Below are 22,289 nucleotides of genomic sequence, written 5' to 3'. Positions count from 1 at the left end.
CGGGACGCTTGGGGGCGGGGTGCACCGCGGCGCTGCGGTCGTGCTGTCGGCGCGGTCAGAGGCACCCCCTGGCGATCGGTTCGGGCCTGTCAGGTCGCGGCGACCGCGGCGGCGATGCCGGCGGTGATCTGAGCGACGTCGTCCGGCTCCGCGATGTACGGCGGCATCGTGTAGATCAGGTCGCGGAAGGGCCGCAGCCACACCCCGGCCTCGACGGCCGCCGCGGTCGCCCGGGCGATGTCCACGTCGTGGTCGAGCTGCACGACCCCGATCGCCCCCATGACCCGCACGTCTGCGACCCCGGACGCGGCCCGCAGCGGCTCCAGGCCCGCTCGTAGACCGTTTTCGATCAGTCCTACGCGGGATTGCCAGTCACCCGTGCGGAGGAGCTCCAGCGAGGCGTTGGCGACCGCACAGGCCAGCGGGTTGCCCATGAAGGTCGGGCCGTGCGCGAGGCCGCCGCCCTCGCCGGCTGAGATCGCCGCCGCGACCTCGGTCGTGCACAGCGCCGCCGCCAGCGTGAGATAGCCACCCGTCAGCGCCTTGCCCACGCACATGATGTCGGGGCTGACCCCGGCGTGCGCGGCGGCGAAGAACTCTCCCGTGCGACCGAAGCCGGTGGCGATCTCATCGAAGATCAGGAAGATGCCGTGCGCGGCCGTGACGTCGCGCAGGACGCGCAGATACCGCGGATCGTGGAACCGCATGCCCCCGGCGCCCTGCACGACCGGCTCGACGATCACCGCGGCGATCTCGTCGGCGTGCTTCCCGACCATCTCGACCAGCTCGGTCGCGTAGGCCTCGTCGTACTCCGCGGGTGGCGGGCCGGCGAAGACCTGGGCGGGCAGCACCCCGGTCCACAGCGAGTGCATGCCGCCGACCGGGTCGCAGACGCTCATCGGGTGGAACGTGTCGCCGTGGTAGCCGCCGCGCCACGTCGCGAGCCTGCGGCGGCCGGGGCGGCCCCGCGCCAGCTGCGCCTGCAGAGCCATCTTGATCGCGACCTCGACGCCGACCGAGCCGGAGTCGCACAGGAAGACGTGCTCGAGCCCGTCCGGCGCCAGGTCGGCCAGCGTGGTGGCCAGCTCGATGGCCGGCTCGTGGGTGAGCCCGCCGAACATCACGTGGCTCATCCGCCCGGCCTGCTCGGCCAGCGCCGCGTCGAGCGCCGGGTGCCGATAGCCGTGGATGGCCGCCCACCACGACGACATGCCGTCGACCAGCTCGCGGCCGTCGGCGAGCTTCAGCCGTACGCCGGACGCGCTCTCGACCAGGTAGGGCTCACTGCGTCCCGGCATCGGCCCGTACGGGTGCCAGACGTGCCGCCGATCGCGGGCGATCAGCTCGGCCGCCCGCGACCCGTTCATCGCACAGCCGCCAGCCGCAACCGGGCCACCGCCGGCCGGCAAGAAACCGCCGAGCCGTTCATCGCACAGCCGCCAGCCGCGAGCAGGCCACCGCCGACCGGCAAGAAACCGCCGAGCCGTTCACAGCGCGGCCGCCGACCCGGGGTAGGCCGATGGCCCGGACGACACGGCCCGGCGGACGGACGCCGCGGCGCGCACCAGCGCCGGGCCCCGATAGATGAAGCCGCTGTAGAGCTGCACCAGGGCGGCGCCCGCGTCGAACAGCCGGGCGGCGTCGTCGGCGCACATCACCCCGCCCACCCCGATGATCGGGAGCCGGCCGCCCGTCTCGGTGTGCACGAAGTGGACGACCTTGCGGGCCTTCTCGGTCAGCGGCCGTCCGGACAGCCCGCCCGGCTCGCCGGCCCGGGACACGTCGGCCGCGGCCAGGCCGTCGCGCGCCAGCGTGGTGTTCGTGGCGATCACACCGGCCGCGCCATGGCTGAGGCAGACCTCGAGCAGTTCGGCGATGGCCGGCTCGGTGAGGTCGGGGGCGATCTTCACGAGTACGGGCTTGGGGCCGACCAGCGCGGTCAGCAGATCGGCGATCGCGGTCTTGTCCTGCAGCGTCCGCAGGCCCGGGGTGTTGGGCGACGAGACGTTGACCGCGATGTAGTCCGCGTGCGGGTGCAGCAGCTTGTGCGAGGTGAGGTAGTCGTCGACCGCCTCCTCCAGCGGGGTGACCTTCGACTTGCCGAGCGAGATGCCCAGCGGCACCCCGATCGGGCCGAGCTCGTCGAGCCGGGCCGCCAGCGCCGCCGCGCCCGCGTTGTTGAAGCCCATCCGGTTGATGATCGCCTCGCTGTCGCGCAGGCGGAACAGTCGGGGCTTGTCGTTGCCGGGCTGTGCGTGGGCGGTGACCGTGCCGACCTCGACGAAGCCGAAGCCGAGGGCCGGCCACGCGGGCAGCGCCCGGCCGTTCTTGTCCATGCCGGCGGCCAGACCGACCGGGTTGGGGAAGCGCACGCCGAAGGCCTCGACCGGGGCATCGACCGTGTACCGGGCCCGCATGGCCGCCCGCACCGGGCCGGGCAGCCGGGCCAGGCGGGCCAGCGTGAACTCGTGGGCCTTCTCGGCGTCCCCGCCGCCCACCCGGAACAGCACCGGGCGGACGGCGGACTCGAACAACGTCACTTCGGGCCTCGCAGGGCGGCGTGCAGCTCCTGCAGGGGCCGGACGGTCATGTCGCCGCGCATCAGCGCTTCGATGCCCATGACCGCGGCGGCCGCGCCGGGCACCGTGGTGATGCTCGGGATGTCGGCCGTGACCGCGGCGCTGCGGATCTCGTACCCGTCGGACCGGGCGCTGGCGCCCGAGCCCTGCGGCGTGTTGATGATCATCGCGATCTCGCCGGCCAGGATGAGCTCCACCGCGTTCTTGCCGGGGCTCTCGAAGTGCTTGGGCACGACCTCGCAGACGACGCCGTAGCGGCGCAGCACCTCGCCGGTGCCGGCCGTGGTGACGATCGTGAAGCCGAGGTCGGCCAGCCGCTTGATCGGGAAGACCATCGCCCGCTTGTCGCGGTTGGCCACCGAGACGAAGATCTTGCCGGCTGTCGGCAGCGACCCGTACGCGGCCGCCTGCGACTTGGCGAACGCCTGACCGAAGCCGGCGTCGATGCCCATCACCTCGCCGGTCGACTTCATCTCGGGGCCGAGCAGGCTGTCGACGCCCTTGCCGGCCGGGGTGCGGAACCGCTTGAACGGCAGCACCGCTTCCTTGATCGCGATCGGCGCGCCCTCGGGCACCGTGCCGCCGTCGCTGTCGGCCAGCAGCATGCCCTCGGCCCGCAGTTCGGCGATGGTGGCGCCGAGCATGATGCGGGCGGCCGCCTTGGCCAGCGGCACCGCCGTCGCCTTGCTGACGAACGGGACGGTGCGCGACGCGCGGGGGTTGGCCTCGAGCACGTAGAGCGTGTCGTCCTTGAGCGCGTACTGCACGTTGAGCAGGCCGCGCACCCCGACGCCGCGGGCGATCGCCTCGGTGTACCGGCGCACCTCGGCCAGGTGCGACCCGGCCAGGGTGATCGGCGGCAGCGAGCAGGACGAGTCGCCGGAGTGGATGCCGGCCTCCTCGATGTGCTCCATCACGCCGCCGAGGTAGACCTCGCCGGTGTCGTCGCAGAGCGCGTCGACGTCGATCTCGATCGCGTCGTCGAGGAACCGGTCGACCAGCACCGGGTGGTCGGGCGAGATCTCGGTGGCCCGGTTGATGTAGCCCTGCAGCGTCGGCTCGTCGTAGACGATCTCCATGCCGCGGCCGCCGAGCACGTAGGACGGGCGGACCAGCACCGGGTAGCCGATGGTGTCGGCGATCTGCTTGGCCTCGTCGAAGCTGGTCGCGGTGCCGTGGTCGGGCGAGCGCAGGCCGGCCTTGGCCAGCACCGCGCCGAACTGGCCGCGGTCCTCGGCGAGGTCGATCGACTCGGGCGAGGTGCCGACGATCGGGACGCCCGCGGCCTTGAGCCGGTGGGCCAGGCCGAGCGGGGTCTGACCGCCGAGCTGCACGATCACGCCGACCACGCCCGGACCGCCGGCGGCCTTGCCGCTGGAGTCCTCGGAGTGGAAGACCTCGAAGACGTCCTCGAAGGTGAGCGGCTCGAAGTAGAGCCGGTCGGCCGTGTCGTAGTCGGTCGAGACCGTCTCGGGGTTGCAGTTGACCATGACGGTCTCGAAGTCGACACCCCGCAGCGCCATCACAGCGTGCACGCAGGAGTAGTCGAACTCGATGCCCTGGCCGATGCGGTTCGGTCCCGAGCCGAGGATGAGCACCTTGGGCCGGGCCGACGGCGCGACCTCGGTCTCCTCGTCGTAGGTCGAGTAGTGGTACGGGGTGTCCGCCTCGAACTCGGCCGCGCACGTGTCGACGGTCTTGTAGACCGGGCGGATGCCCAGCCGGTGCCGCAGCGTGCGCACGCCGTCCTCGCCCGCCAGCTCGGGCCGGAGCGCCGCGAGCTGCTTGTCGGACAGGCCCGAGCGCTTGGCCCGGCGCAGCAGCTCCTCGTCGAGCACCGGGGCGTCCATGATCTGCGTGCGCAGGTCGACCAGGGCCTTGATCTCGTCGAGGAACCAGGGGTCGATGCGGCCGCTGGCCTCGTGCACCTGCTCGACGGTCGCGCCCAGCCGCAGCGCGGCCTCGACGGTGTAGAGCCGGCCGTCGTGCGGAGTCCGCATGGCTTCGAGAGCGGCCTCGGCGCTGTCGAAGGAAGGAGCCGTCCAGAAGCCCGCGGCCGACGTCTCCAGGGACCGCATGGCCTTGTTGAGCGCCTCGGCGAAGTTGCGGCCGAGCGACATCGCCTCGCCGACCGACTTCATCGTGGTGGTCAGCTCGGGGTCGGCGCCCGGGAACTTCTCGAACGCGAACCGCGGGATCTTCACGACCACGTAGTCGAGAGCCGGCTCGAAGGCGGCCGGCGTCTTGAGGGTGATGTCGTTCGGGATCTCGTCGAGCGTGTAGCCGATGGCCAGCTTGGCCGCGATCTTCGCGATCGGGAAGCCGGTGGCCTTCGACGCCAGCGCGGACGAGCGGGACACACGCGGGTTCATCTCGATGACGACGAGCCGGCCGTTGTCCGGGTTGACGGCGAACTGGATGTTGCAGCCGCCGGTGTCGACGCCGACCTCGCGCAGCACAGCGATGCCGAGGTCGCGCAGCTTCTGGTACTCGCGGTCGGTCAGGGTCATGGCCGGGGCCACGGTCACCGAGTCGCCGGTGTGCACGCCCATCGGGTCGACGTTCTCGATCGAGCAGACGACCACGACGTTGTCGTGCTTGTCGCGCATCAGCTCGAGCTCGTACTCCTTCCACCCGAGCACGCTCTCCTCGATCAGCACCTCGTGGACCGGGGAGGCGGACAGGCCGGCGCCGGCGATGCGCTCGAGGTCCTCGTCGGTGTGGGCCATGCCCGAGCCGAGGCCGCCCATGGTGAACGACGGCCGGATGACCACGGGCAGGCCGAGGTCTTCCACGGTCGCGCGGACCTCGTCCATCGAGTGGCAGACGCGCGAGCGCGGGGTGTCGCCCCCCGCCTTGGCCACGATGTCCTTGAACAGCTGCCGGTCCTCGCCGCGGCGGATCGCGTCGATGTTGGCGCCGATCAGCTCGACGCCGTACTTGTCGAGGACGCCGTTCTCGTGCAGCGCGACCGCGGTGTTGAGCGCGGTCTGGCCGCCCAGCGTGGCCAGGATCGCGTCGGGGCGTTCCTTGGCGATGACCAGCTCGACGAACTCCGGGGTGATCGGCTCGACGTAGGTGGCGTCGGCGAACTCGGGGTCGGTCATGATCGTGGCCGGGTTGGAGTTGACCAGCGAGACCCGGATGCCCTCGGCCCGCAGGACGCGGCAGGCCTGGGTGCCGGAGTAGTCGAACTCGCAGGCCTGGCCGATGACGATCGGGCCGGAGCCGATCACCATCACGTGCTTGAGATCTTCACGCTTCGGCATGGTCAGCCCTTCTTTTCCACAAGCTCGACGAACCTGTCGAAGAGGTAGTCGGCGTCGTGCGGGCCGGCGGCGGCCTCGGGGTGGTACTGGACGGTGAACGCGGGGACCTCGAGGCCCCGCAGGCCCTCGACCACGTTGTCGTTGAGGCAGACGTGCGAGACCTCGACGCCGCCGAAGTCGGTGTCGATCACGGTGTTGAGCGGCGCGTCGACCGCGAAGCCGTGGTTGTGGCTGGTCACCTCGACCTTGCCGGTGGTCCGGTCGAGCACCGGCTGGTTGATGCCGCGGTGCCCGTACCCGAGCTTGTAGGTGCCGAAGCCGAGCGCCCGGCCGAGGATCTGGCTGCCGAAGCAGATGCCGAACAGCGGCTTCTCGCGGCGCATGACCTCGCGAGCCAGCGCGACCGGGCCGTCGGCCGTGGCCGGATCGCCGGGGCCGGGTGAGAAGAAGACCGCGTCCGGGCTGACCGCGAGCAGCTCGTCGATCGAGGACGAGGCCGGGAAGACGTGCGTGGTGACGCCCCGCTCGGCCAGGCGGCGGGAGACGTTGCGCTTGATGCCGAGGTCGAGCGCGGCCACCGTGTACCGATGCTCGCCGGCGGCCTCGACGGTGTAGCGGGACGAGGTGGTGACCTCGGCCGACAGGTCGGCGCCGGCCATCTGCGGCGCGGACTGCACGCGGGCCAGCAGCGACTGCGGGTCGAGGTCGACCGACGAGATGCCGGCCCGCATGGCGCCACGCGACCGGAGGTGCCGGGTCAGCGCACGCGTGTCGACGCCGCTGATGCCGACGACGCCCTCGGCCGCGAGCCGCTCCCCCAGGTCACCGGTCGAGCGCCAGTTGGAGGGGCGGCGAGCCGGGTCGCGTACGACATAGCCGGCGACCCAGAAGCGGGAGGACTCGTCGTCCTCGTCGTTGACGCCGGTGTTGCCGATCTGCGGCGCCGTCTGCACGACGACCTGCCGGTGGTAGGACGGGTCGGTCAGCGTCTCCTGATAACCGGTCATGCCGGTGGTGAAGACAGCCTCGCCGAACGTCTCGCCCAGCGCGCCGTAGGCCTCGCCGACGAACGTCCGCCCGTCCTCCAGCACAAGGATTGCTGAGCTGCCTGAACGGCTTCGCCGTACTGCATCAGAAAAGTGGGTGCTCATTACTTGACAGCCTTCCCGTCCAGGACCGTCGGCTCTCCCCGGAGGAAGGTCGCGACGATGCGACCCGGCAGGGTGGTGCCCGCGTACGGTGTGTTGCGGCTGCGGCTCGCCAGCTCGGACGGGTCGACGACCCGCCGGGCGGACGGGTCCACCAGCGTGAGGTTGGCCGGGTCGCCCACCGCGAGGTCGGTGCCGTGGCCGGTCAGGCCCGCGATGCGCGCGGGCGTCCGGGACATGCGCTCGGCGATCAGGTCCCACCGCTGGCCGAGCACCGAGAGCACGACCGGCAGGGCGGTCTCGAGACCGACCATGCCCGGGCGCGCGTACGCCCACTCGCACTCCTTGTCCTCCACGGCGTGCGGCGCGTGGTCGGTGGCGACGATGTCGATGACCCCCTCGACGAGGGCGTCGCGCAGGGCCTGCACGTCCTTCGCCGTACGCAACGGGGGGTTGACCTTGTAGACCGGGTCGTAGGAGGCGGCCAGCTCGTCGGTGAGCAGCAGGTGATGCGGGGTGACCTCGGCCGTGACGCGGACGCCGCGGGCCTTGGCCTGGCGCAGCACCTCGACCGAGCCGGCCGTCGAGACGTGGCAGATGTGCAGGCGGCTGCCGACGTGCTCGGCGAGCAGCACGTCGCGGGCGATGATCGCCTCTTCGGCCACCGCGGGCCAGCCGGTGAGGCCGAGCCGGGTGCTGACCTCGCCCTCGTGCATCTGCGCGCCCTCGGTGAGCCGCGGCTCCTCGGCGTGCTGGGCGATGATGCCGTCGAACGCCTTCACGTATTCGAGCGCGCGGCGCATCAGGCGCGGGTCGGCGACGCAGTGCCCGTCGTCGGAGAAGATGCGCACGCCGGCCGCGGAGGTCGCCATGGCGCCCAGCTCGGCGAGCTGCTTGCCGGCGAGCCCGACGGTGACCGCGCCGATCGGCTGCACGTCGACCAGCCCGGCCTCGCGGCCCAGCCGCCAGACCTGCTCGACCACGCCCGCTGTGTCGGCCACGGGTGACGTGTTGGCCATCGCGAACACCGCCGTGTAGCCGCCGAGCGCGGCGGCCCGGGAGCCGGTCTCGACGGTCTCGGCGTCCTCGCGGCCGGGCTCGCGCAGGTGGGTGTGCAGGTCGACCAGGCCGGGCAGGGCCACCAGGCCGGCGGCGTCGATGACGTCGGCGTCGGTCGCCGGGCCGGCGGCGATGACCCCGTCGCGGATGAGCAGGTCGGTCGGCTCAGCCCCGAGGACCGAGACACCACGCAGCAGGTATGAGGTCACGCCTTGCCTCCCAGGAGCAGATAAAGGACGGCCATCCGAGCGCTCACGCCGTTGGCGACCTGTTCGACGATCGTGGAGCGCGACGAGTCGGCCACCTCGGGGGTGATCTCCATGCCGCGGTTCATCGGGCCGGGGTGCATCACGATCGCGTGCTCCGGCAGCTTGCGCATGCGCGCGAGGTCGAGACCGTAGCGGCGGCTGTATTCCCGTGCGGACGGGAAGTACGAGTCCTGCATGCGCTCGGTCTGCACCCGCAGCATCATCACGACGTCCATATCGGGCAGGACGCTGTCCAGGTCGTACGATACTTTCGTCCCGGCCTTGGTTTCTTTCGGTTTTCCGCCGCGGTCAAGCTCAGCCTTGGTTTCTTTCGGTTTTCCGCCGCGGTCAAGCTCAGCTGACAAGGCCGCGGCTACGTTGAGCGGGATCAGCGTCGGCGGGCCTACGAGGGTGATCTGCGCGCCCAGTGTCGTCAGCAGCAGGACGTTCGAGCGGGCGACCCGGCTGTGAAGCACGTCACCCACGATCGCGACCTTGAGGCCGTCCAGCCGGCCCAGCCGCGACCGCATCGTGTACGCGTCGAGCAGCGCCTGCGTCGGGTGCTCGTGAGTGCCGTCGCCCGCGTTGATCACCGACCCGTCGACCCACTGGGCCAGCCGGTGCGGCGCGCCCGAGGCGGGATGCCGGATGACGACCGCGTCGGCCCCCATGGCCTGCAGCGTCAGGGCGGTGTCCTTGAGGCTCTCGCCCTTGGAGACGCTGGAGCCCTTGGCCGAGAAGTTGATGACGTCGGCCGACAACCGCTTGGCGGCGGCCTCGAACGAGATGCGGGTGCGGGTCGAGTCCTCGTAGAAGAGGTTGACCACCGTGCGGCCGCGCAGCGTCGGCAGCTTCTTCACCTCGCGCCCGGCCAGCGCGGCCATCTCGCCCGCGGTGTCCAGGATCAGCGTGGCGGTGGGCGCGTCCAGGTCGGCCGCGGAACGCAGGTGCTTGATCACTTTTCCTCGCCCCCGGTCAGCTTGACCTCGTCGAGGCCGTCCGACTCGGTCAGCGAGACGCGGACGCTCTCGGACAGCGCGGTCGGGATGTTCTTGCCCACGTAGTCGGCGCGGATCGGCAGCTGGCGGTGGCCGCGGTCGACGAGGACCGCGAGCTGCACCGAGCTGGGCCGGCCCTCGTCGTTCAGGGCGTCGAGCGCGGCCCGCACGGTGCGGCCGCTGAAGAGCACGTCGTCGACCAGGACGACCCGCCGGCCGTCGATGCCGCCGCCGGGCAGCTCGGTCTTGCCGAGCGCGCGGGTGGCGTGCAGCCGCAGGTCGTCGCGGTAGAGGGTGATGTCGAGGGAGCCGACCGGAACGTCGATGCCCTCGAAGGCGTGGATGCGGGCGGCCAGCCGGCGAGCGAGCGGGACTCCGCGGGTGGGAATGCCGAGAAGGACGGTGCCGGTGGCGCCCGAGGTCTTCTCGAGAATCTGATGAGCGATGCGGTCGACGACCCGGTGCAGGTCGGACGCACTCAGAATGATCTTGCTAGGCGCGTCGGCGCGTGGCGATGCCACGGCGGACCTCCTTCCCCGCCTCACGGGACGGGTCGTTAAAGGACGTCTGATGGAGCGGCCCCGGAGGGAGCCGGCCCGATGGCTGACGCTACGTTACCAGTGGGCGCGGCGGTGACCATGGTGACGTGGCCGACGGGCGAACACGACGGACTAATCCGACAACTCTCCCCGGCGCGGCGCGACTCATAGGTAAACGACACTTGACCGGGGGTCGCTCACTGCGTACCGTCACGCTGCGTAGCGATCGCGGAGGGGAACCCTCCGGGCCAGCACAGTGGGAGTGTTCCGAATGCCGTCTGAGTACGCCAAGTCGCTGGGTGCGCGCCTGCGCTCCATCCGGCAGCAGCAGGGCCTGTCCCTGCAGGGTGTGGAAGAGAAGTCGAACGGCCGGTGGAAGGCCGTGGTGGTGGGCTCGTACGAGCGCGGCGACCGTGCCGTCACCGTCTCGCGCCTGGCCGAGCTGGCCGACTTCTACCGGGTGCCCGTCTCGGAACTGCTGCCCGACGGCAGCGGTGTCCGTCTCGAGGCCACCAACAAGATCGTGCTCGACCTCGAGAAGCTCTACGACACCACCGGCGAGGACCTCGCCTACGTGGCGCGTTACGCCCGGGCCATCCAGCAGCAGCGCGGTGACTACAACGGCCGCGTCCTGTCGATCCGGGCCGACGACCTACGTGCCCTGGCCATCGTGTACGACATCTCGCCGTCCGGCCTGATCGAGCGCCTGACCGAGCAGGGTGTCCTGGTGGCCGACCCCCGGGCCTTCTTCGCCAGCTGATCTTCCCCGCCCCATCCCCCTTTCCCCCGACCGCGCCGGCATCCACCTCCGGCGTCGTCCCGAGCCCGAAAAGCCCGCGTCCGCGCGGGCTTTTTCGCTGTCCGGTGACACCGGACGGGCACGACGGCCGACATCACCCATCGTGTCGGCCGCATCTACGATGATCGACTTCGCCGCCGGAATTTGCGCGATCAGTGATGATGACGCCGCACACGGTCAGTTTTTTCGCTGAGCCTGACTGGTCAGCTTTCCCAGGGGTGACCACCGGCACCATCCCGTGCGGGCGCTACGGCCCGGCGCCGCACTCAGGCCGCCGGCACGCCCAGTGCCGCCCTCCGTGCGGTTGCCGGAGCCGACGACGCGTACGGGATGAATGTGGTCTTGATCGTGGAAGCACAAGAGGCCCCGATCGCGAATCCCGACCGGAGCCTCCGACTTACTCAAACACCACTACCGCGTAGCAAACTCCGCAATCCGCCCGAGGATGCCGTTGAGGAAGCGTGGGCTGTCGTCGGTGGACATCTGCTTGGCCAGCTCGACGGCCTCGGTGATCGCGACCGGGTCGTCGATCTCGGACACGTAGAGCAGCTCGTACACGGCGATGCGGGCCAGGTTGCGGTCGACCACGGGCATGCGGTCGATCGTCCAGCCCTCGGCGTAGCTGGCGATCAGCTCGTCGATGCGGTCGAGGTTCTCGGCCACGCCCTCGACCAGGCTGACGGTGTAGTCGAGGTGGTCGGGGTGCGGTTTCGCGATGCGCTCGAGGTAGGTGGCCAGGACCTGCCGGGGCGGCAGGTCACGCAGGTCGGCCTCGTAGAGCACGTCGAGGGCCCGCTTGCGTGCCTTGCGGCGCGCGGGCATCTGCAGCTTGGGACCCTCGGCCATCTCAGGAACGACCGAGGTAACGGCCGTCGCGGGTGTCGACCTTGATCTTCTCGCCGGTGGTGATGAACAGCGGCACGTTGACCGTGGCGCCGGTCTCGACCGTGGCCGGCTTGGTGCCGCCGGTCGAGCGGTCGCCCTGCAGGCCCGGCTCGGTGTAGGTGACCTCGAGGAAGACGCTGGTCGGCAACTCGATGTAGAGCGGGACACCCTCGTGGGTGGCGACCGTGGCCTCGGCCTCGGGGAGGAGGTAGTTCGCGTTCTCGCCGACCGTGCCGGCCTGCACCGTGATCTGGTCGAACGTGTCCAGGTCCATGAAGACGAAGTCTTCGCCGTCCTGGTAGAGGTACTGCATCGTGCGCTTGTCGACCGTCGCGGTCTCGACCTTGGTGCCGGCGTTGAAGGTCTTGTCGACGACCTTGCCGGACAGCACGTTCTTCAGCGTGGTGCGCACGAACGCCCCACCCTTACCCGGCTTGACGTGCTGGAACTCCACGACGGACCAGAGGTCGCCGTCGAGGTTGAGCACCAGGCCGTTCTTCAGGTCGTTCGTGGAAGCCATGTCCTGCCCTGCTGTTGGGGAAATCTGTCGGTGACCGGCCGAGTTTACCGACGTCGCGGCCTAACCGACGAATCGGGCCAGGTGCTCCAGCGCCAGACGGTAACCATCGACACCCAGCCCGGCGATGACGCCGGTGGCGACGGCCGAGATGACCGAATGGTGCCGGAATTCCTCCCGTGTGTGAATGTTGCTGATGTGCACCTCGACGAGCCGCCCGCGCAGCATGGCCGCCGCGTCCCGGATCGCGATGTTGTAGTGGCTCCACGCGGCCGGGTTGAGCACCACGTCGGCGCCCTCGTCGGCCGCCTGGTGCAGCCACTTGATCATCTCGAACTCGGCGTCGGTCTGGCGCACCTCGACCTTCAGGCCCAGCCGCTCGCCCGTGGCGAGGCAGAGCTGTTCGAGGTCGGCGTACGTCGTCGAGCCGTAGACCGTGGGCTCACGAGTGCCGAGCCGGCCCAGGTTGGGGCCGTTGAGCACGTAGATCATCGCGCCACCTCCGCGTACGCCTGCTCGAGGAGCGATTCGTCCGGCCCACTCAGAATGTCCGGCTTGGCCAAGGCGTTCAGGACCACGAACCGCAGGGTGGCGGCCCGCGTCTTCTTGTCGACACGCATCGCGCTCAACAGCTCCGGCCAGGCCTCGGCCTGGTAGCGGGTGGGCAGGCCGACGGACTCGAGGATCGCACGGTGGCGACCGGCCGTCGCCGCGTCCAGCCGACCGGCGAGCCGAGCCAGCGCCGCGGCGAAGATCAGGCCGACCGAGACGGCGTGGCCGTGCTTCCAGGTGTATTTCTCGCGCTTCTCGATCGCGTGGCCCAGCGTGTGGCCGTAGTTGAGGATCTCGCGCAGCCCCGACTCCTTGAGGTCGACGCTGACCACCTCGGCCTTGACCCGGATCGCCCGCTCGGCCAGCTCGCGCAGCAGCGGCCCGCCGGGGTCGACGGCGGCCGCCGGGTCGCCCTCGATCTTCTCGAGGATGGCCGGGTCGGCGATGAAGCCACACTTGATCACTTCGGCCAGGCCGGCCAGCAGGTCGTCGGCGGGCAGGGTGCGCAGCGAGTCGAGGTCGCACAGCACCCCGGCGGGCGGATGGAACGCGCCCACCAGATTCTTGCCGGCCGCGATGTTGACGCCGGTCTTGCCGCCGACGGACGCGTCGACCATGCCGAGCAGCGACGTCGAGCACGGCACCCAGCGCACCCCGCGCAGCCAGCTGGCGGCCACGTAGCCGGCCAGGTCGGTCACGGCGCCACCGCCGACGCCGATCACCACATCGGTCCGGGTGAAGTTGTGCCGGCCCAGCTCGTCCCAGCACCCGGCAGCGACCTCGACGGTCTTGCCGCGCTCGGCGTCGGGCACCTCGATCAGCACCGTCTGCACGCCGGCCGCCGCGGCGACGCGGGCCGCCTGCTCGCGCAGCGGGGCGGCGAACAGCACCGCGGCACGGGCCGCACCCTCGATCAACGAGGGCAGCTCACCCGCCAGGTCACGACCGACAAGCACGTCGTACGGACGGTCACCGCTCACCCGAATTCGTGTCACCACGGCGGTCACCCTATCCCCCGCCTCCGACGGAAACGGGCGCGCCTCGTACGAAAATGGGGTTATATCTTTATGCCCCCATCGGGGTTACAACTGAGCCATGCCGAAAATCAACGTCTACCTGCCCGACGACCTCGCCGAAGCCGTCCGCGAGACCGGCGTGCCGGTCAGCGCCGTCTGCCAGCGCGCCCTCGACCAGGCGGTTCGCCGCATCACCACGATCCGCCAGGCCGTCCTCACCGACGTCGACGCCGCGTACCTGGCCGAGCAGTTCCCCAGCCTCACCGGGCGGCTGGTCACCGTGCTCAGCCTGGCCGCCGAGCGGGCCCGCGAGGCCGGCGCGACCACGGTCAGCACCGGCGACCTGCTGCACGGCATCCTGGCCGAGGGTGGCAACCTGGCCCTGCAACTGCTGACGGCCATGGACATCAGCCCGTCCTCGCTCACGGCGCCGTCCGCTCCCGAACCGGGAGCGGACGTGGACGGCCTGCGTTTCAGCCCCAAGGCGGCCGCCGCACTGGAACTGGCAGCGGGCGAAGCGCTCAGTCTGGGCAACAACTACGTCGGGTGTGAGCACCTGCTGATCGCCCTGGCCGCCGAGCCTGACGGGGCGGCCGGCGACCTGTTGCGCTCGCGCGGACTCGACCCCAAGGCCACCCGGCGCGCGGTCTCGGCGGCGCTGACCGGCTATGCCCACCTGCGGAAGAACATCGGCCCGGCGCCGGATCCGCTGACCGCCGTACGCGCGGAACTGGCGCCTTTGATCGAACGGATCGAGCGCCTGGAGCGTCAGGCCTGAGCGTGCAGCTTCCGGAGGTAGCCGCCGAGGTCGTCGAGCGCCGCTGCCAGCCGGGCGACCTCGGCGTCCTGCCCGGCCCAGGCTCGCCGCCGGGCGTCGTCCCAGGCCAGCACGAGCGAGAGGTGGGCCAGTTCCTCGGCGACGGCGGTGTCGCCCAGCCGATCGGCGATCGTTCGCAGGAGCCGGAGACAGCTCGGGTCGGGGGCAGCCAGCAGCACCGCGCGAGCCTCCGGCAATGCGCCGGTCCCGAACAACTCCGCGGCCCGAGCCTGCTCCCGCAGAGCATGGGCTGTCCGGCGTTCGGTCGCCGACGTGGCGGTGGCCAGCAGTTCGTCGCTGATCCGCTCGGCCTCGGCCAGGTCACCGTCCTCGGCTATCGCGAGGCGGCAGGACGCGAGGCTTGTCAGGGCTCTCCGCCGGGTGGACGGGTGAGCTCCGGCGACAGCGGCGGCCCTTGATGCGTACGGCAACGCCTCACCGGCCTTGTCGAGCGCCTGCAGGCCGGCGGCGATGGTGACCAGCGACAGCGCGACAGCGTTGCCCGAACCGGACCGCTCCGCCTCGCTCAGGGCCCGGCGGCCCAGTTCCAGCGCCCGCCACGGATTGCTGGGCGCCGCCCCGCGGGCCTCGGTCAGAAGGTGGTCGACGTAGATCAGGTGGTCCACGGGCTCAGCGGCCTCGTCCCGCATCAGCCCACGCCGGCGCCGCTCGGTAAGGGCGCCGGCGCACCCTGCCCGATCGGGCTCCCCTGCCTGCGCCCAGACACCCGCCAGCACCGGGCCGATGTGGTCGGCCGCTCCCACGTACAGTTCCTCCAGCGCATATCCCAGCGCCGCCGCCCAGTCCCTCCTCTCCTCGTCGTCGAGCCCGAACCGGCGCAGCGCCTCCGCGTGTCCCAGGTGCAAGAAGCGGGCACGGTACGCGTAACGGTCGCGCCAGCGCCAAGCCGTGTCGCCCACCTCGAACAGTTCGGGGCCGGCCAGCACCTCGTCGATGAAGTCGACAACCGCGTCGACGTCGTCACACCCGTCGCACCCGATCCGGTGCAACGCGACTGCCACGGCGGCCGGGGTGAACTCGGGGCCCTCGATCGCCGCCATCCGCACCACCGCCCAGGCGAGCGCGCACTCCTCGGGGGTCGGGCAGCGTTGCCGGATCCGCCGGTCGAACGCGTCCCGGACAAAACCGGAGTGGTCCTCGGGCTCGCCCCAGCGCCAGCGCCACTCGTCGCGATCGAACTCGACCGCGCCTCCGTCGACCAGCTCCCGCCACAGATCTCCCACCCGGCCCGCTCCACCGCCGGCCAGCTCGAACACGTCGGACCGCAGCGGCTCGACGAGGCGCCCGCCGATCTGGGCCTCCAGCTCGTCGGCGCCGGCCGGGCCCAGCCGCACAGTCGACGCGAACCACGAGTCGAGCGAGGTAGCCAGATCTTGGTGATCCACGATCCGCCCCTCGCCGGCGTCGAGCGCCGCCACGATCAGCAGCGGCAGCCGGGCCAGCTCGGGCGCGCTGTCCCGCAGGAACAGCCGCCACCAGACCAGGTCGGCCGCCGAGAAATCGTCGAGCAGGCACACCACCGGTCTCACCCGCGCCGCGATGCGCAGCATGGCCAGCAGATCGCCGGGTTCGTCCAGCCGCCGGCTCTCTCCCAGAGCACACAGCTGACGCTCGGCGTGCGGCGACTCGGCCACGGCCGCGACGAGCTGCGCGAGCAAAGCGCGGTTCAGCAGCTCGGCCGGGTCATTGCTGAACCGGTAGCACGCCACGATCGGCGGCTCGTCATCCTGGCGCAGTTCTCCGGCGAAGGCGGCCAGCGTCGCCGACCGGCCGCTGCCGCGCTCCCCGACCGCGAACACCAGCCCACGGGCGTGGCGGCGGAGCTCCTTCAACAGCTCCGGCCGCACCCGCAGATCGACGTCCATGCGCCGCAGACTACTGACGAAAGGCGGCCCGCGTTCGCGGAGAGCTCGGTGGCGAGCACGATTTGCCGCGGGTGTGCCGCGCCACCAGCTCGGAGTAGGCCTCGCGCACCGCGTCCAGCGGATAGATCGCCGCGATCGGCAGGACGATCCGGCCCCAGGCCAGCTCGCCGGCCAGGAAGGAGAGGATCTCGGCGTCGCCGGCGGTGGAGCTGCCCTCGATCTTGGCGCCGGCCTTCTGCGCGGCGGCGTAGTCGATGATCGTGTCGATCCGGGCCGAGTCGACCCGGAGCTCGACGGCCTGGTCGACATAACCCCCGCCGTACGTGTCCAGGAACGCGTCGATGCCGTCCGGGGCGGCCGCACGCAGCCGGTCGGCCAGGCCCTCGCCGTACGCCACCGGGGTGACACCGACGCTGCGCAGCCAGGCCGCGTTGGCCTCGCTCGCAACCCCGATGACGTGCGCACCGGCGTTCCGGGCGAGCTGGACGGTGAGCGATCCCACCCCACCTGCCGCGCCGCTGACGACGACGGTCTCGTCCTCTTTCGACTGAACCGCACGCACCGACGCGAACGCCGTCACGTCGGCCACGAAAAGGCCGCCCGCCCGGATCCAGTCGAGCGCCGCCGGCTTGCGGGTCAGGTGGTCGGCCGGCACCACGACGTAATCGGCCTGCGACGATCGCCAGTCCGACCAGCCGAGCACCTCGTCGCCGACCGCGAACTCCGTGACCGACCCCCGGTCTCGACCACGCGCCCGGCGAAGTCGCTGCCCTGGCCGGACGGGAACGTCACAGGCCATCGCTCGTGCAGCAGGCCGGACCGGATGGACGCCTCACCGGGATTGATGCCGGCCGCAACCACCTCGACAAGCACCTGGTCGGCCGCGGGCACCGGGCGTTCCACCTCGTCAATGCGAAGAACATCCACGTCGCCGTAGTGATCGAATCGCACCGCTCGTGTCATGCGCCCAGCCTTGTCCCGCCGAGCCTGCCGGCGCCGTCTCGTCCGTCACACCGGTTGGTGTCCTAAGGTCGCCGTGGGGGTGGTTCCACTGACCGGAATCGAGACAGCGCTGGTCAATGTCGGCCGCGCGGTGGTGACGCCGCTGTTCACCAGATGGCTGGGTGGGCGCCGGGAAGCCCGGGAACGCACGCTGCCTCTTAGCGAACTGCTCAAGCAGAAGGCCACCGACGAGTTCACCCGCCGCCGGGGCGAACGACAGATCGAGACCGTTGTCGACGAGGTGGCCGAACGACTCGCGCCGCTGACCGCCACCCGGTTCGCTGCCCTGCCCCAGTACGAGGCAGTCGCCGCCTTCGAAGCCGTCGCTGACACCTTCCGGCGGGCCGACCTTTCCGACAACGCGCTCTTCGCGGCCGACCTCGACCCAGCACGCCTCGCCGCTCTCCTGCGAGCGGACATGCCGCCAGCCGGGCTGTCAGCCGGGGCGGAACGCCTCTACGACCTGGCGCTCGACGACTGCTGCCGGTGCTTCACTCAATTCGTCGTACGCACATCGCCGTTCGGCAATCGGGCGGCGGTGGAAATGCTGGGCCGGCTCACCGAGATCACCGGCATCATGTCCGAGGCCCTGCGGCATCTCACCGTGGATGGCCTCTCGCCGACCGAGTTCCGGCCGCGGTACGCCGAGGTGCTCACGAACAAGTTGAACGCGCTCGAACTTGTCGGCGTCGAGACGCAGTTCCGCCCCCGGACCACACTCAACGTCGCCTACATCAGCCTGGCCGTCAGCGACGACGGCGCGGGGGTGAGGGAACCTCCGCCTGCTTGGGAGCCGACTCTGCTTCGGCACGCGCGGCCCGACAGCGCCGGTAGGGAGCGGGTGGAACGGGCGCTCGCCAAGCGCACCCGCACGCTGATCCGGGGCGAGGCCGGGGCCGGCAAGTCCACACTGCTGCGCTGGCTGGCCGTGACCGCAGCCAACCAACGGTTCACCGGTCCGCTCGCCGATTGGAACGGCCGGGTGCCCTTTTTGGTGAAGTTGCGAAGCTGGCCCGAGACGCTGCCGGCGCCGGAGCAGTTCCTGACCGGAGTCGCCGACCCGATCGCCGCGACGATGCCGACCGGATGGGTGCACCGTCAGCTCGAAGAGGGACGAGCGCTGCTGCTGGTCGACGGCGTCGACGAACTGCCCGCGGAGCGGAGGCCGAAAGTCCGGGCCTGGCTGCGGGAACTACTCGATGCCTATCCCCAATCGCTCGCTGTGGTCACCTCGAGGCCACCTGCCGCCCCGGTACGGTGGCTGGCCGCCGAGGACTTCGAGTCGCTGACCCTCGAACGGCTGACCCCGGCCGACGTCCGGGCGCTGATCGAACAGTGGCATCGCGCGGCACTCTCCTCGCCATCGCTGCCCTGCCTGCCCGAAAGGTTGCCTCACTACGAACAATCACTTCTGACCCAGCTGACGGCGAGCCGGCATCTCTATCGAATGGCGGGCAACCCGTTGATGGCCGCCATGCTGTGCGCGCTCAACCTCGACCGGGAGGCCAGTCTGCCGCCCGACCGCATGGGCATCTATCAGGCCGCCGTCGACATGTTGCTGCACCGGCGCGACACCGAGCGCGGCGTGCATTCGGCCCTTCCTGCGATGTCTGTGCGCGAGCGTCTTCAGCTCCTGCAGGACCTGGCCTGGCGGATCTCGCTGAACGGGCGATCGGAGCTGTCTCGGGCCGAGGCGATCGAATACCTCCGCCGTCGACTGGCCGGTATGCCGCGAGTGTCGGCCGATGCCCGAACCGTGCTGACCCACTTGGTCGAGCGGAGCGGAATGCTGCGCGAACCTGCGGTGGGACGGATCGATTTCGTCCACCGGACCTTTCAGGAGTATCTGGCCGCGCGAGAGGCGGCCGAGCAGGACATGGGCGGCATGCTGGCGGGACAGGCCCATCTGGACACCTGGCGCGAGACCATCGTGATGGCGGCCGGACACGGCAACAGCCGCATGCGACGCGAGCTGATCGAAGGTCTGCTCGCTCGCGCCGACCAAGAGCCTCGCCACCGCCGTACGTTGGTCTTGCTGGCCACCGCCTGTCTGGAGACGATGCCGTCGCTCGATCCGCCGACTCTGATCGACGACATTCACCGACGCCTCGATCGGCTTCTCCCGCCTCGGCGACCGGTGGAGTCGCGATCGCTCTACATCGTCGGCGAGCCGATTCTGGACCGGCTGCCGCGCTCGCTCGACGGGCTCTCCGACAGCCAGGCCGTGGCGCTGATTCAGACCGTTTCCCTGGTCAACGGCCCTCGTGCGCTCGAAATCCTCGCCGGGTACGCCCACGACCCTCGTTATCTGGTGCAACTGGAACTGGCCGATTGCTGGCGGACCTTCGATCCCGACGAGTACGCGCGGCGCGTCTTGGCGAATGCGCCGCTGGTGGGCGGTTACATCCCCGTACGCGAACCCGCCCTCTTGGGTGCTGCCCGCCACCTGAGCAATTTGCGCAGCATCCGAGCCAACTTCAATCGTTCGGTCGACGTCGCGGAGCTGTCGGACGCGCCCGCGCTCAAAGAGATCTACCTGTACGGCGACAGATGTCAGAATCTCGGCGACCTACGCCGATACCCGGCACTCGAAAAGGTGGTGGTGGGGGCGACCCGCGTGGGGGCCGGCGACCTACGTGCGATGGCCGGCATGCAAAGCCTCAAAGAGTTGGGCATCATCTGGGAGTCCTCGGTCCGCATGCGCGACATCAAGGTCATCGCTGACATGGCACAGCTGCGGCGCCTGGATGTGCGGCTACATCCGGAAGTGACCGACGTCTCGGCGCTGACCAGCATGCAGTCTCTTGAATATCTTTTCCTCGATGGAGAACACAGCGCGTCGTTCGGACCACCGAGCGAACTGCGCCGACTCGGATTGCCACTGGCCGTACTGGGCGCCGATGGCTTGAGTTCCCTGAACTCCTTTTTCCCTCGTCTGGACGAGCTCGAACTCAGCGGAGTGAAGGACGACTGGGACCTTGCCGCGATCAAGGAACTGCCCTCGCTGACCAGGCTGATCGCGTTTCCGGCGGCCAGTCGGCGTTTGGAAACGCTCGAGGCGACGCCTCGACTGACCCAGATCACCCTGTCCCCGGCCGCGCCGGTGGACCTCGGACCGCTCGCGCGACTGCCGCAGATCGAGCAGATCGAGATCTGGGACGTCGAGGACTCGATCGACCTCACTCCGTTCCGAAGCTGGAAGGGGAGGAGTGCTCACCATCGACGTCTCCCAGCGGAGCAAAGTCGTCGGCCGACGAGGACTGCCGTCTACTGTCCGGCTGCGTCGTCAGTGGACGTGAGCAGGGCGGCGACCTCCGTCGCGATGTCGGCGGGCTCGCGGCCGTCGGTCCTGACCGTGTGGGTGGCGACCTCGGCGTAGAGCGGCCGCCGCTGGTCGAGCAGGTATTTCAGGGTGGCCCGGGGGTTGATGGCCAGCAGGGGGCGGCCGGCGCCGAGGCCGACGCGCTTGACGGCGTCGCTCAGGTCGACCGAGAGGTAGACCACGGTGTGCTTCTTCAGCAGCTCGCGGGTGCCCTCGTGCAGGATCGCGCCGCCGCCCAGGGCCAGCACGCCGTCGAACTCCTCGAGCCCGGCCGCGATCGTCTCCCGTTCCAGGGCGCGGAACGCGTCCTCGCCGTCGTCGATGAAGATCTCGGGGATGGGCTTGCCGGCCCGCTGCTCGATGACGGTGTCGGCATCGGCGAACGGCACGCCCAGCAGCTCGGCGACCGCGGCGCCGATGGTCGACTTGCCGGCGCCGGGGGCGCCCACGAACACGGCCCGCGGCGCCATCAGCGGATGACCAGGTTGTCGAGGTAGCCGGCCAGGTTGCGGCGGATCTCGGCCACCGAGTCGCCGCCGAACTTCTCGACCGCGGCCTCGGCCAGCACGAGCGCGACCATGGCTTCGGCGACGATGGCCCCAGCCGGCACGGCTACCACGTCGGAGCGCTGGTTGATCGCCGTCGTCGGCTCGCCCGTCGTCACGTCGATCGTCTGCAGGGCGCGGTTGAGCGACGAGATCGGCTTGAGCGCGGCGCGCACCCGCAACGGCTCGCCGTTGGTGATGCCGCCTTCCAGGCCGCCGGCCCGGTCGGTGACCCGCTTCACGCCGTCGGGGGTGGGGACGATCTCGTCGTGGGCCACCGAGCCGCGCGAACGGGCCTGGGTGAAACCGTCGCCGATCTCGACACCCTTGACCGACTGGATCGACATGAGGGCCGCGGCCAGTCGCGCGTCGAGCTTGCGGTCCCACTGGACGTGCGAACCCAGGCCCGGGGGTACGCCGTAAGCCAGCACCTCGACGATGCCGCCCAGCGTGTCGGCGTCGCTCTTGGCCGCGTCGACCTCGGCCACCATGCGGGCGCTGGCCTCGGGGTCGAGGCAGCGCAGCGGGTCGGCGTCGATGCGCTCGGCGTCTTCGGGCGTGGGGATCAGACCGGTCTTGGCCGCGACCGAGCCCAGCTCGATGACGTGCGAGACGACCTCGATGCCGAGCGCCTGCTTGATCAGGTTTTTGGCGACCACACCGACGGCGACGCGGGCGGCCGTCTCGCGGGCGCTGGCGCGCTCGAGGATCGGACGGGCGTCGGTGTGCCCGTACTTCTGCATGCCGGCCAGGTCGGCGTGGCCGGGGCGGGGGCGGGTCAGCGGCGCGTTGCGGGCCTGCGCGGCCAGCTCTTCGGCCGGGACCGGGTCGGCCGCCATCACGGTTTCCCACTTGGGCCACTCGGAGTTGGCCACCCGGATCGCGACGGGGCTGCCCAGCGTCAGCCCGTGCCGGATGCCGCCGATCACCTCGACGACGTCCTGCTCGAACTTCATGCGGGCGCCGCGGCCGTAACCGAGACGGCGGCGCGCGAGGTCCCGCCCGATCTCGGTGGTCGTCACCTCGACACCGGCGGGCACCCCCTCGAGCAGCGCGACGAGGGCGGGGCCGTGCGATTCACCTGCGGTTAGCCAGCGCAACACGGATC

Annotated in this window: 19 protein-coding genes; 3 read left to right on the top strand and 16 right to left on the bottom strand. The window is 70.6% G+C overall.

Going from position 1 to position 22,289, the window contains the following annotated elements; all coding sequences use genetic code 11:
* Positions 1–89 precede the first annotated feature (89 nt).
* The 7 genes from LXN57_RS16270 to pyrR form a co-directional block, all read right to left on the bottom strand.
* Entirely contained in the window at positions 90–1,367 is a 1,278-nt protein-coding gene (locus tag LXN57_RS16270; protein ID WP_251798998.1) for an adenosylmethionine--8-amino-7-oxononanoate transaminase, read from the bottom strand.
* A gap of 120 nt (positions 1,368–1,487) precedes the next feature.
* On the bottom strand, positions 1,488–2,540 hold the full coding sequence (locus LXN57_RS16265; protein WP_251798997.1) for a quinone-dependent dihydroorotate dehydrogenase: 1,053 nt from the start codon (positions 2,538–2,540) through the stop codon (positions 1,488–1,490).
* Positions 2,537–5,848 (bottom strand): carbamoyl-phosphate synthase large subunit, encoded by a 3,312-nt coding sequence (carB, locus tag LXN57_RS16260; protein ID WP_251798996.1) that lies wholly within the window; start codon positions 5,846–5,848, stop codon positions 2,537–2,539. Before carB ends, LXN57_RS16265 begins: the two co-directional genes overlap by 4 nt.
* 2 nt (positions 5,849–5,850) lie before the next feature.
* Positions 5,851–6,999 carry a glutamine-hydrolyzing carbamoyl-phosphate synthase small subunit gene (gene carA, locus LXN57_RS16255; RefSeq protein WP_251798995.1) on the bottom strand — a complete coding sequence of 383 codons (1,149 nt, stop codon included), beginning with the start codon at positions 6,997–6,999 and terminating at the stop codon, positions 5,851–5,853.
* Entirely contained in the window at positions 6,999–8,264 is a 1,266-nt protein-coding gene (locus LXN57_RS16250; RefSeq protein WP_251798994.1) for a dihydroorotase, read from the bottom strand. Before LXN57_RS16250 ends, carA begins: the two co-directional genes overlap by 1 nt.
* Positions 8,261–9,262, bottom strand: coding sequence for an aspartate carbamoyltransferase catalytic subunit (locus LXN57_RS16245; protein ID WP_251798993.1), 1,002 nt, complete (start codon positions 9,260–9,262; stop codon positions 8,261–8,263). The genes LXN57_RS16250 and LXN57_RS16245 overlap by 4 nt, the downstream gene beginning before the upstream one ends.
* The gene (gene pyrR / locus LXN57_RS16240) at positions 9,259–9,822 is read right to left on the bottom strand and encodes a bifunctional pyr operon transcriptional regulator/uracil phosphoribosyltransferase PyrR (protein ID WP_221378038.1); all 564 of its coding nucleotides are present in this window, start codon (positions 9,820–9,822) and stop codon (positions 9,259–9,261) included. The genes LXN57_RS16245 and pyrR overlap by 4 nt, the downstream gene beginning before the upstream one ends.
* A 289-nt stretch (positions 9,823–10,111) precedes the next feature.
* On the opposite strand from pyrR, the gene bldD reads away from it, so the two are divergent.
* Positions 10,112–10,600 (top strand): transcriptional regulator BldD, encoded by a 489-nt coding sequence (bldD, locus tag LXN57_RS16235; RefSeq protein ID WP_020517563.1) that lies wholly within the window; start codon positions 10,112–10,114, stop codon positions 10,598–10,600.
* A gap of 450 nt (positions 10,601–11,050) precedes the next feature.
* Here bldD and nusB read toward each other — a convergent pair whose 3' ends face one another.
* From nusB to aroB, 4 genes are read right to left on the bottom strand one after another with little or no spacing between them, the layout of a single operon-like run.
* Entirely contained in the window at positions 11,051–11,461 is a 411-nt protein-coding gene (nusB, locus tag LXN57_RS16230) for a transcription antitermination factor NusB (RefSeq protein WP_221378157.1), read from the bottom strand.
* Between the two features lie 25 nt (positions 11,462–11,486).
* On the bottom strand, positions 11,487–12,044 hold the full coding sequence (efp, locus tag LXN57_RS16225) for an elongation factor P (RefSeq protein WP_221378037.1): 558 nt from the start codon (positions 12,042–12,044) through the stop codon (positions 11,487–11,489).
* 60 nt (positions 12,045–12,104) lie between these two features.
* A complete protein-coding gene (aroQ, locus tag LXN57_RS16220; protein WP_251798992.1) occupies positions 12,105–12,533 on the bottom strand; it encodes a type II 3-dehydroquinate dehydratase in 429 nt (142 codons plus the stop codon).
* A complete protein-coding gene (gene aroB / locus LXN57_RS16215; protein ID WP_251798991.1) occupies positions 12,530–13,600 on the bottom strand; it encodes a 3-dehydroquinate synthase in 1,071 nt (356 codons plus the stop codon). Before aroB ends, aroQ begins: the two co-directional genes overlap by 4 nt.
* A gap of 88 nt (positions 13,601–13,688) precedes the next feature.
* Here aroB and LXN57_RS16210 point away from each other — a divergent pair, with 88 nt between their 5' ends.
* On the top strand, positions 13,689–14,387 hold the full coding sequence (locus LXN57_RS16210) for a Clp protease N-terminal domain-containing protein (protein WP_251798990.1): 699 nt from the start codon (positions 13,689–13,691) through the stop codon (positions 14,385–14,387).
* Here LXN57_RS16210 and LXN57_RS16205 read toward each other — a convergent pair.
* From LXN57_RS16205 to LXN57_RS48595, 3 genes are read right to left on the bottom strand one after another with little or no spacing between them, the layout of a single operon-like run.
* A complete protein-coding gene (locus tag LXN57_RS16205; protein WP_251798989.1) occupies positions 14,378–16,312 on the bottom strand; it encodes a hypothetical protein in 1,935 nt (644 codons plus the stop codon). The two genes, LXN57_RS16210 and LXN57_RS16205, sit on opposite strands and share 10 nt — an antisense overlap.
* Positions 16,313–16,322: 10 nt before the next feature.
* Positions 16,323–17,015: a zinc-binding dehydrogenase gene (locus LXN57_RS16200; RefSeq protein ID WP_251798988.1), complete on the bottom strand. Its 693-nt coding sequence runs from the start codon at positions 17,013–17,015 to the stop codon at positions 16,323–16,325.
* Entirely contained in the window at positions 16,949–17,275 is a 327-nt protein-coding gene (locus LXN57_RS48595; protein ID WP_438872882.1) for an alcohol dehydrogenase catalytic domain-containing protein, read from the bottom strand. The genes LXN57_RS16200 and LXN57_RS48595 overlap by 67 nt, the downstream gene beginning before the upstream one ends.
* On the opposite strand from LXN57_RS48595, the gene LXN57_RS16195 reads away from it, so the two are divergent.
* On the top strand, positions 17,274–20,693 hold the full coding sequence (locus LXN57_RS16195) for an NACHT domain-containing protein (protein WP_438872881.1): 3,420 nt from the start codon (positions 17,274–17,276) through the stop codon (positions 20,691–20,693). The two genes, LXN57_RS48595 and LXN57_RS16195, sit on opposite strands and share 2 nt — an antisense overlap.
* On the opposite strand, the gene LXN57_RS16190 is transcribed toward LXN57_RS16195, so the two are convergent.
* Positions 20,582–21,106 (bottom strand): shikimate kinase, encoded by a 525-nt coding sequence (locus tag LXN57_RS16190; RefSeq protein ID WP_251798986.1) that lies wholly within the window; start codon positions 21,104–21,106, stop codon positions 20,582–20,584. The two genes, LXN57_RS16195 and LXN57_RS16190, sit on opposite strands and share 112 nt — an antisense overlap.
* Positions 21,106–22,284, bottom strand: a complete 1,179-nt coding sequence (gene aroC / locus LXN57_RS16185) for a chorismate synthase (RefSeq protein ID WP_251798985.1) — start codon at positions 22,282–22,284, stop codon at positions 21,106–21,108. The genes LXN57_RS16190 and aroC overlap by 1 nt, the downstream gene beginning before the upstream one ends.
* Between the last annotated feature and the right edge of the window lie 5 nt (positions 22,285–22,289).

The sequence above is a fragment of the Paractinoplanes hotanensis genome (assembly GCF_023717965.1).
Lineage (GTDB): Bacteria > Actinomycetota > Actinomycetes > Mycobacteriales > Micromonosporaceae > Actinoplanes > Actinoplanes polyasparticus.
The sequence above is the reverse complement of the archived record's forward strand: the minus strand, read 5'-3'. Positions and strand labels throughout refer to the sequence as shown.

Bases quoted from the DNA above. Each gene is read 5' to 3' on its own strand.
- LXN57_RS16270 (WP_251798998.1), bottom strand. From the start codon at position 1,367: ATGAACGGGTCGCGGGCGGCCGAGCTGATCGCCCGCGATCGGCGGCAC.
- carB (WP_251798996.1), bottom strand. From the start codon at position 5,848: ATGCCGAAGCGTGAAGATCTCAAGCACGTGATGGTGATCGGCTCCGGC.
- carA (WP_251798995.1), bottom strand. From the start codon at position 6,999: ATGAGCACCCACTTTTCTGATGCAGTACGGCGAAGCCGTTCAGGCAGC.
- bldD (WP_020517563.1), top strand. From the start codon at position 10,112: ATGCCGTCTGAGTACGCCAAGTCGCTGGGTGCGCGCCTGCGCTCCATC.
- nusB (WP_221378157.1), bottom strand. From the start codon at position 11,461: ATGCCCGCGCGCCGCAAGGCACGCAAGCGGGCCCTCGACGTGCTCTAC.
- efp (WP_221378037.1), bottom strand. From the start codon at position 12,044: ATGGCTTCCACGAACGACCTGAAGAACGGCCTGGTGCTCAACCTCGAC.
- aroQ (WP_251798992.1), bottom strand. From the start codon at position 12,533: ATGATCTACGTGCTCAACGGCCCCAACCTGGGCCGGCTCGGCACTCGT.
- LXN57_RS16210 (WP_251798990.1), top strand. From the start codon at position 13,689: ATGCCGAAAATCAACGTCTACCTGCCCGACGACCTCGCCGAAGCCGTC.
- LXN57_RS16205 (WP_251798989.1), bottom strand. From the start codon at position 16,312: ATGGACGTCGATCTGCGGGTGCGGCCGGAGCTGTTGAAGGAGCTCCGC.
- LXN57_RS16195 (WP_438872881.1), top strand. From the start codon at position 17,274: ATGCGCCCAGCCTTGTCCCGCCGAGCCTGCCGGCGCCGTCTCGTCCGT.
- LXN57_RS48595 (WP_438872882.1), bottom strand. From the start codon at position 17,275: ATGACACGAGCGGTGCGATTCGATCACTACGGCGACGTGGATGTTCTT.
- LXN57_RS16190 (WP_251798986.1), bottom strand. From the start codon at position 21,106: ATGGCGCCGCGGGCCGTGTTCGTGGGCGCCCCCGGCGCCGGCAAGTCG.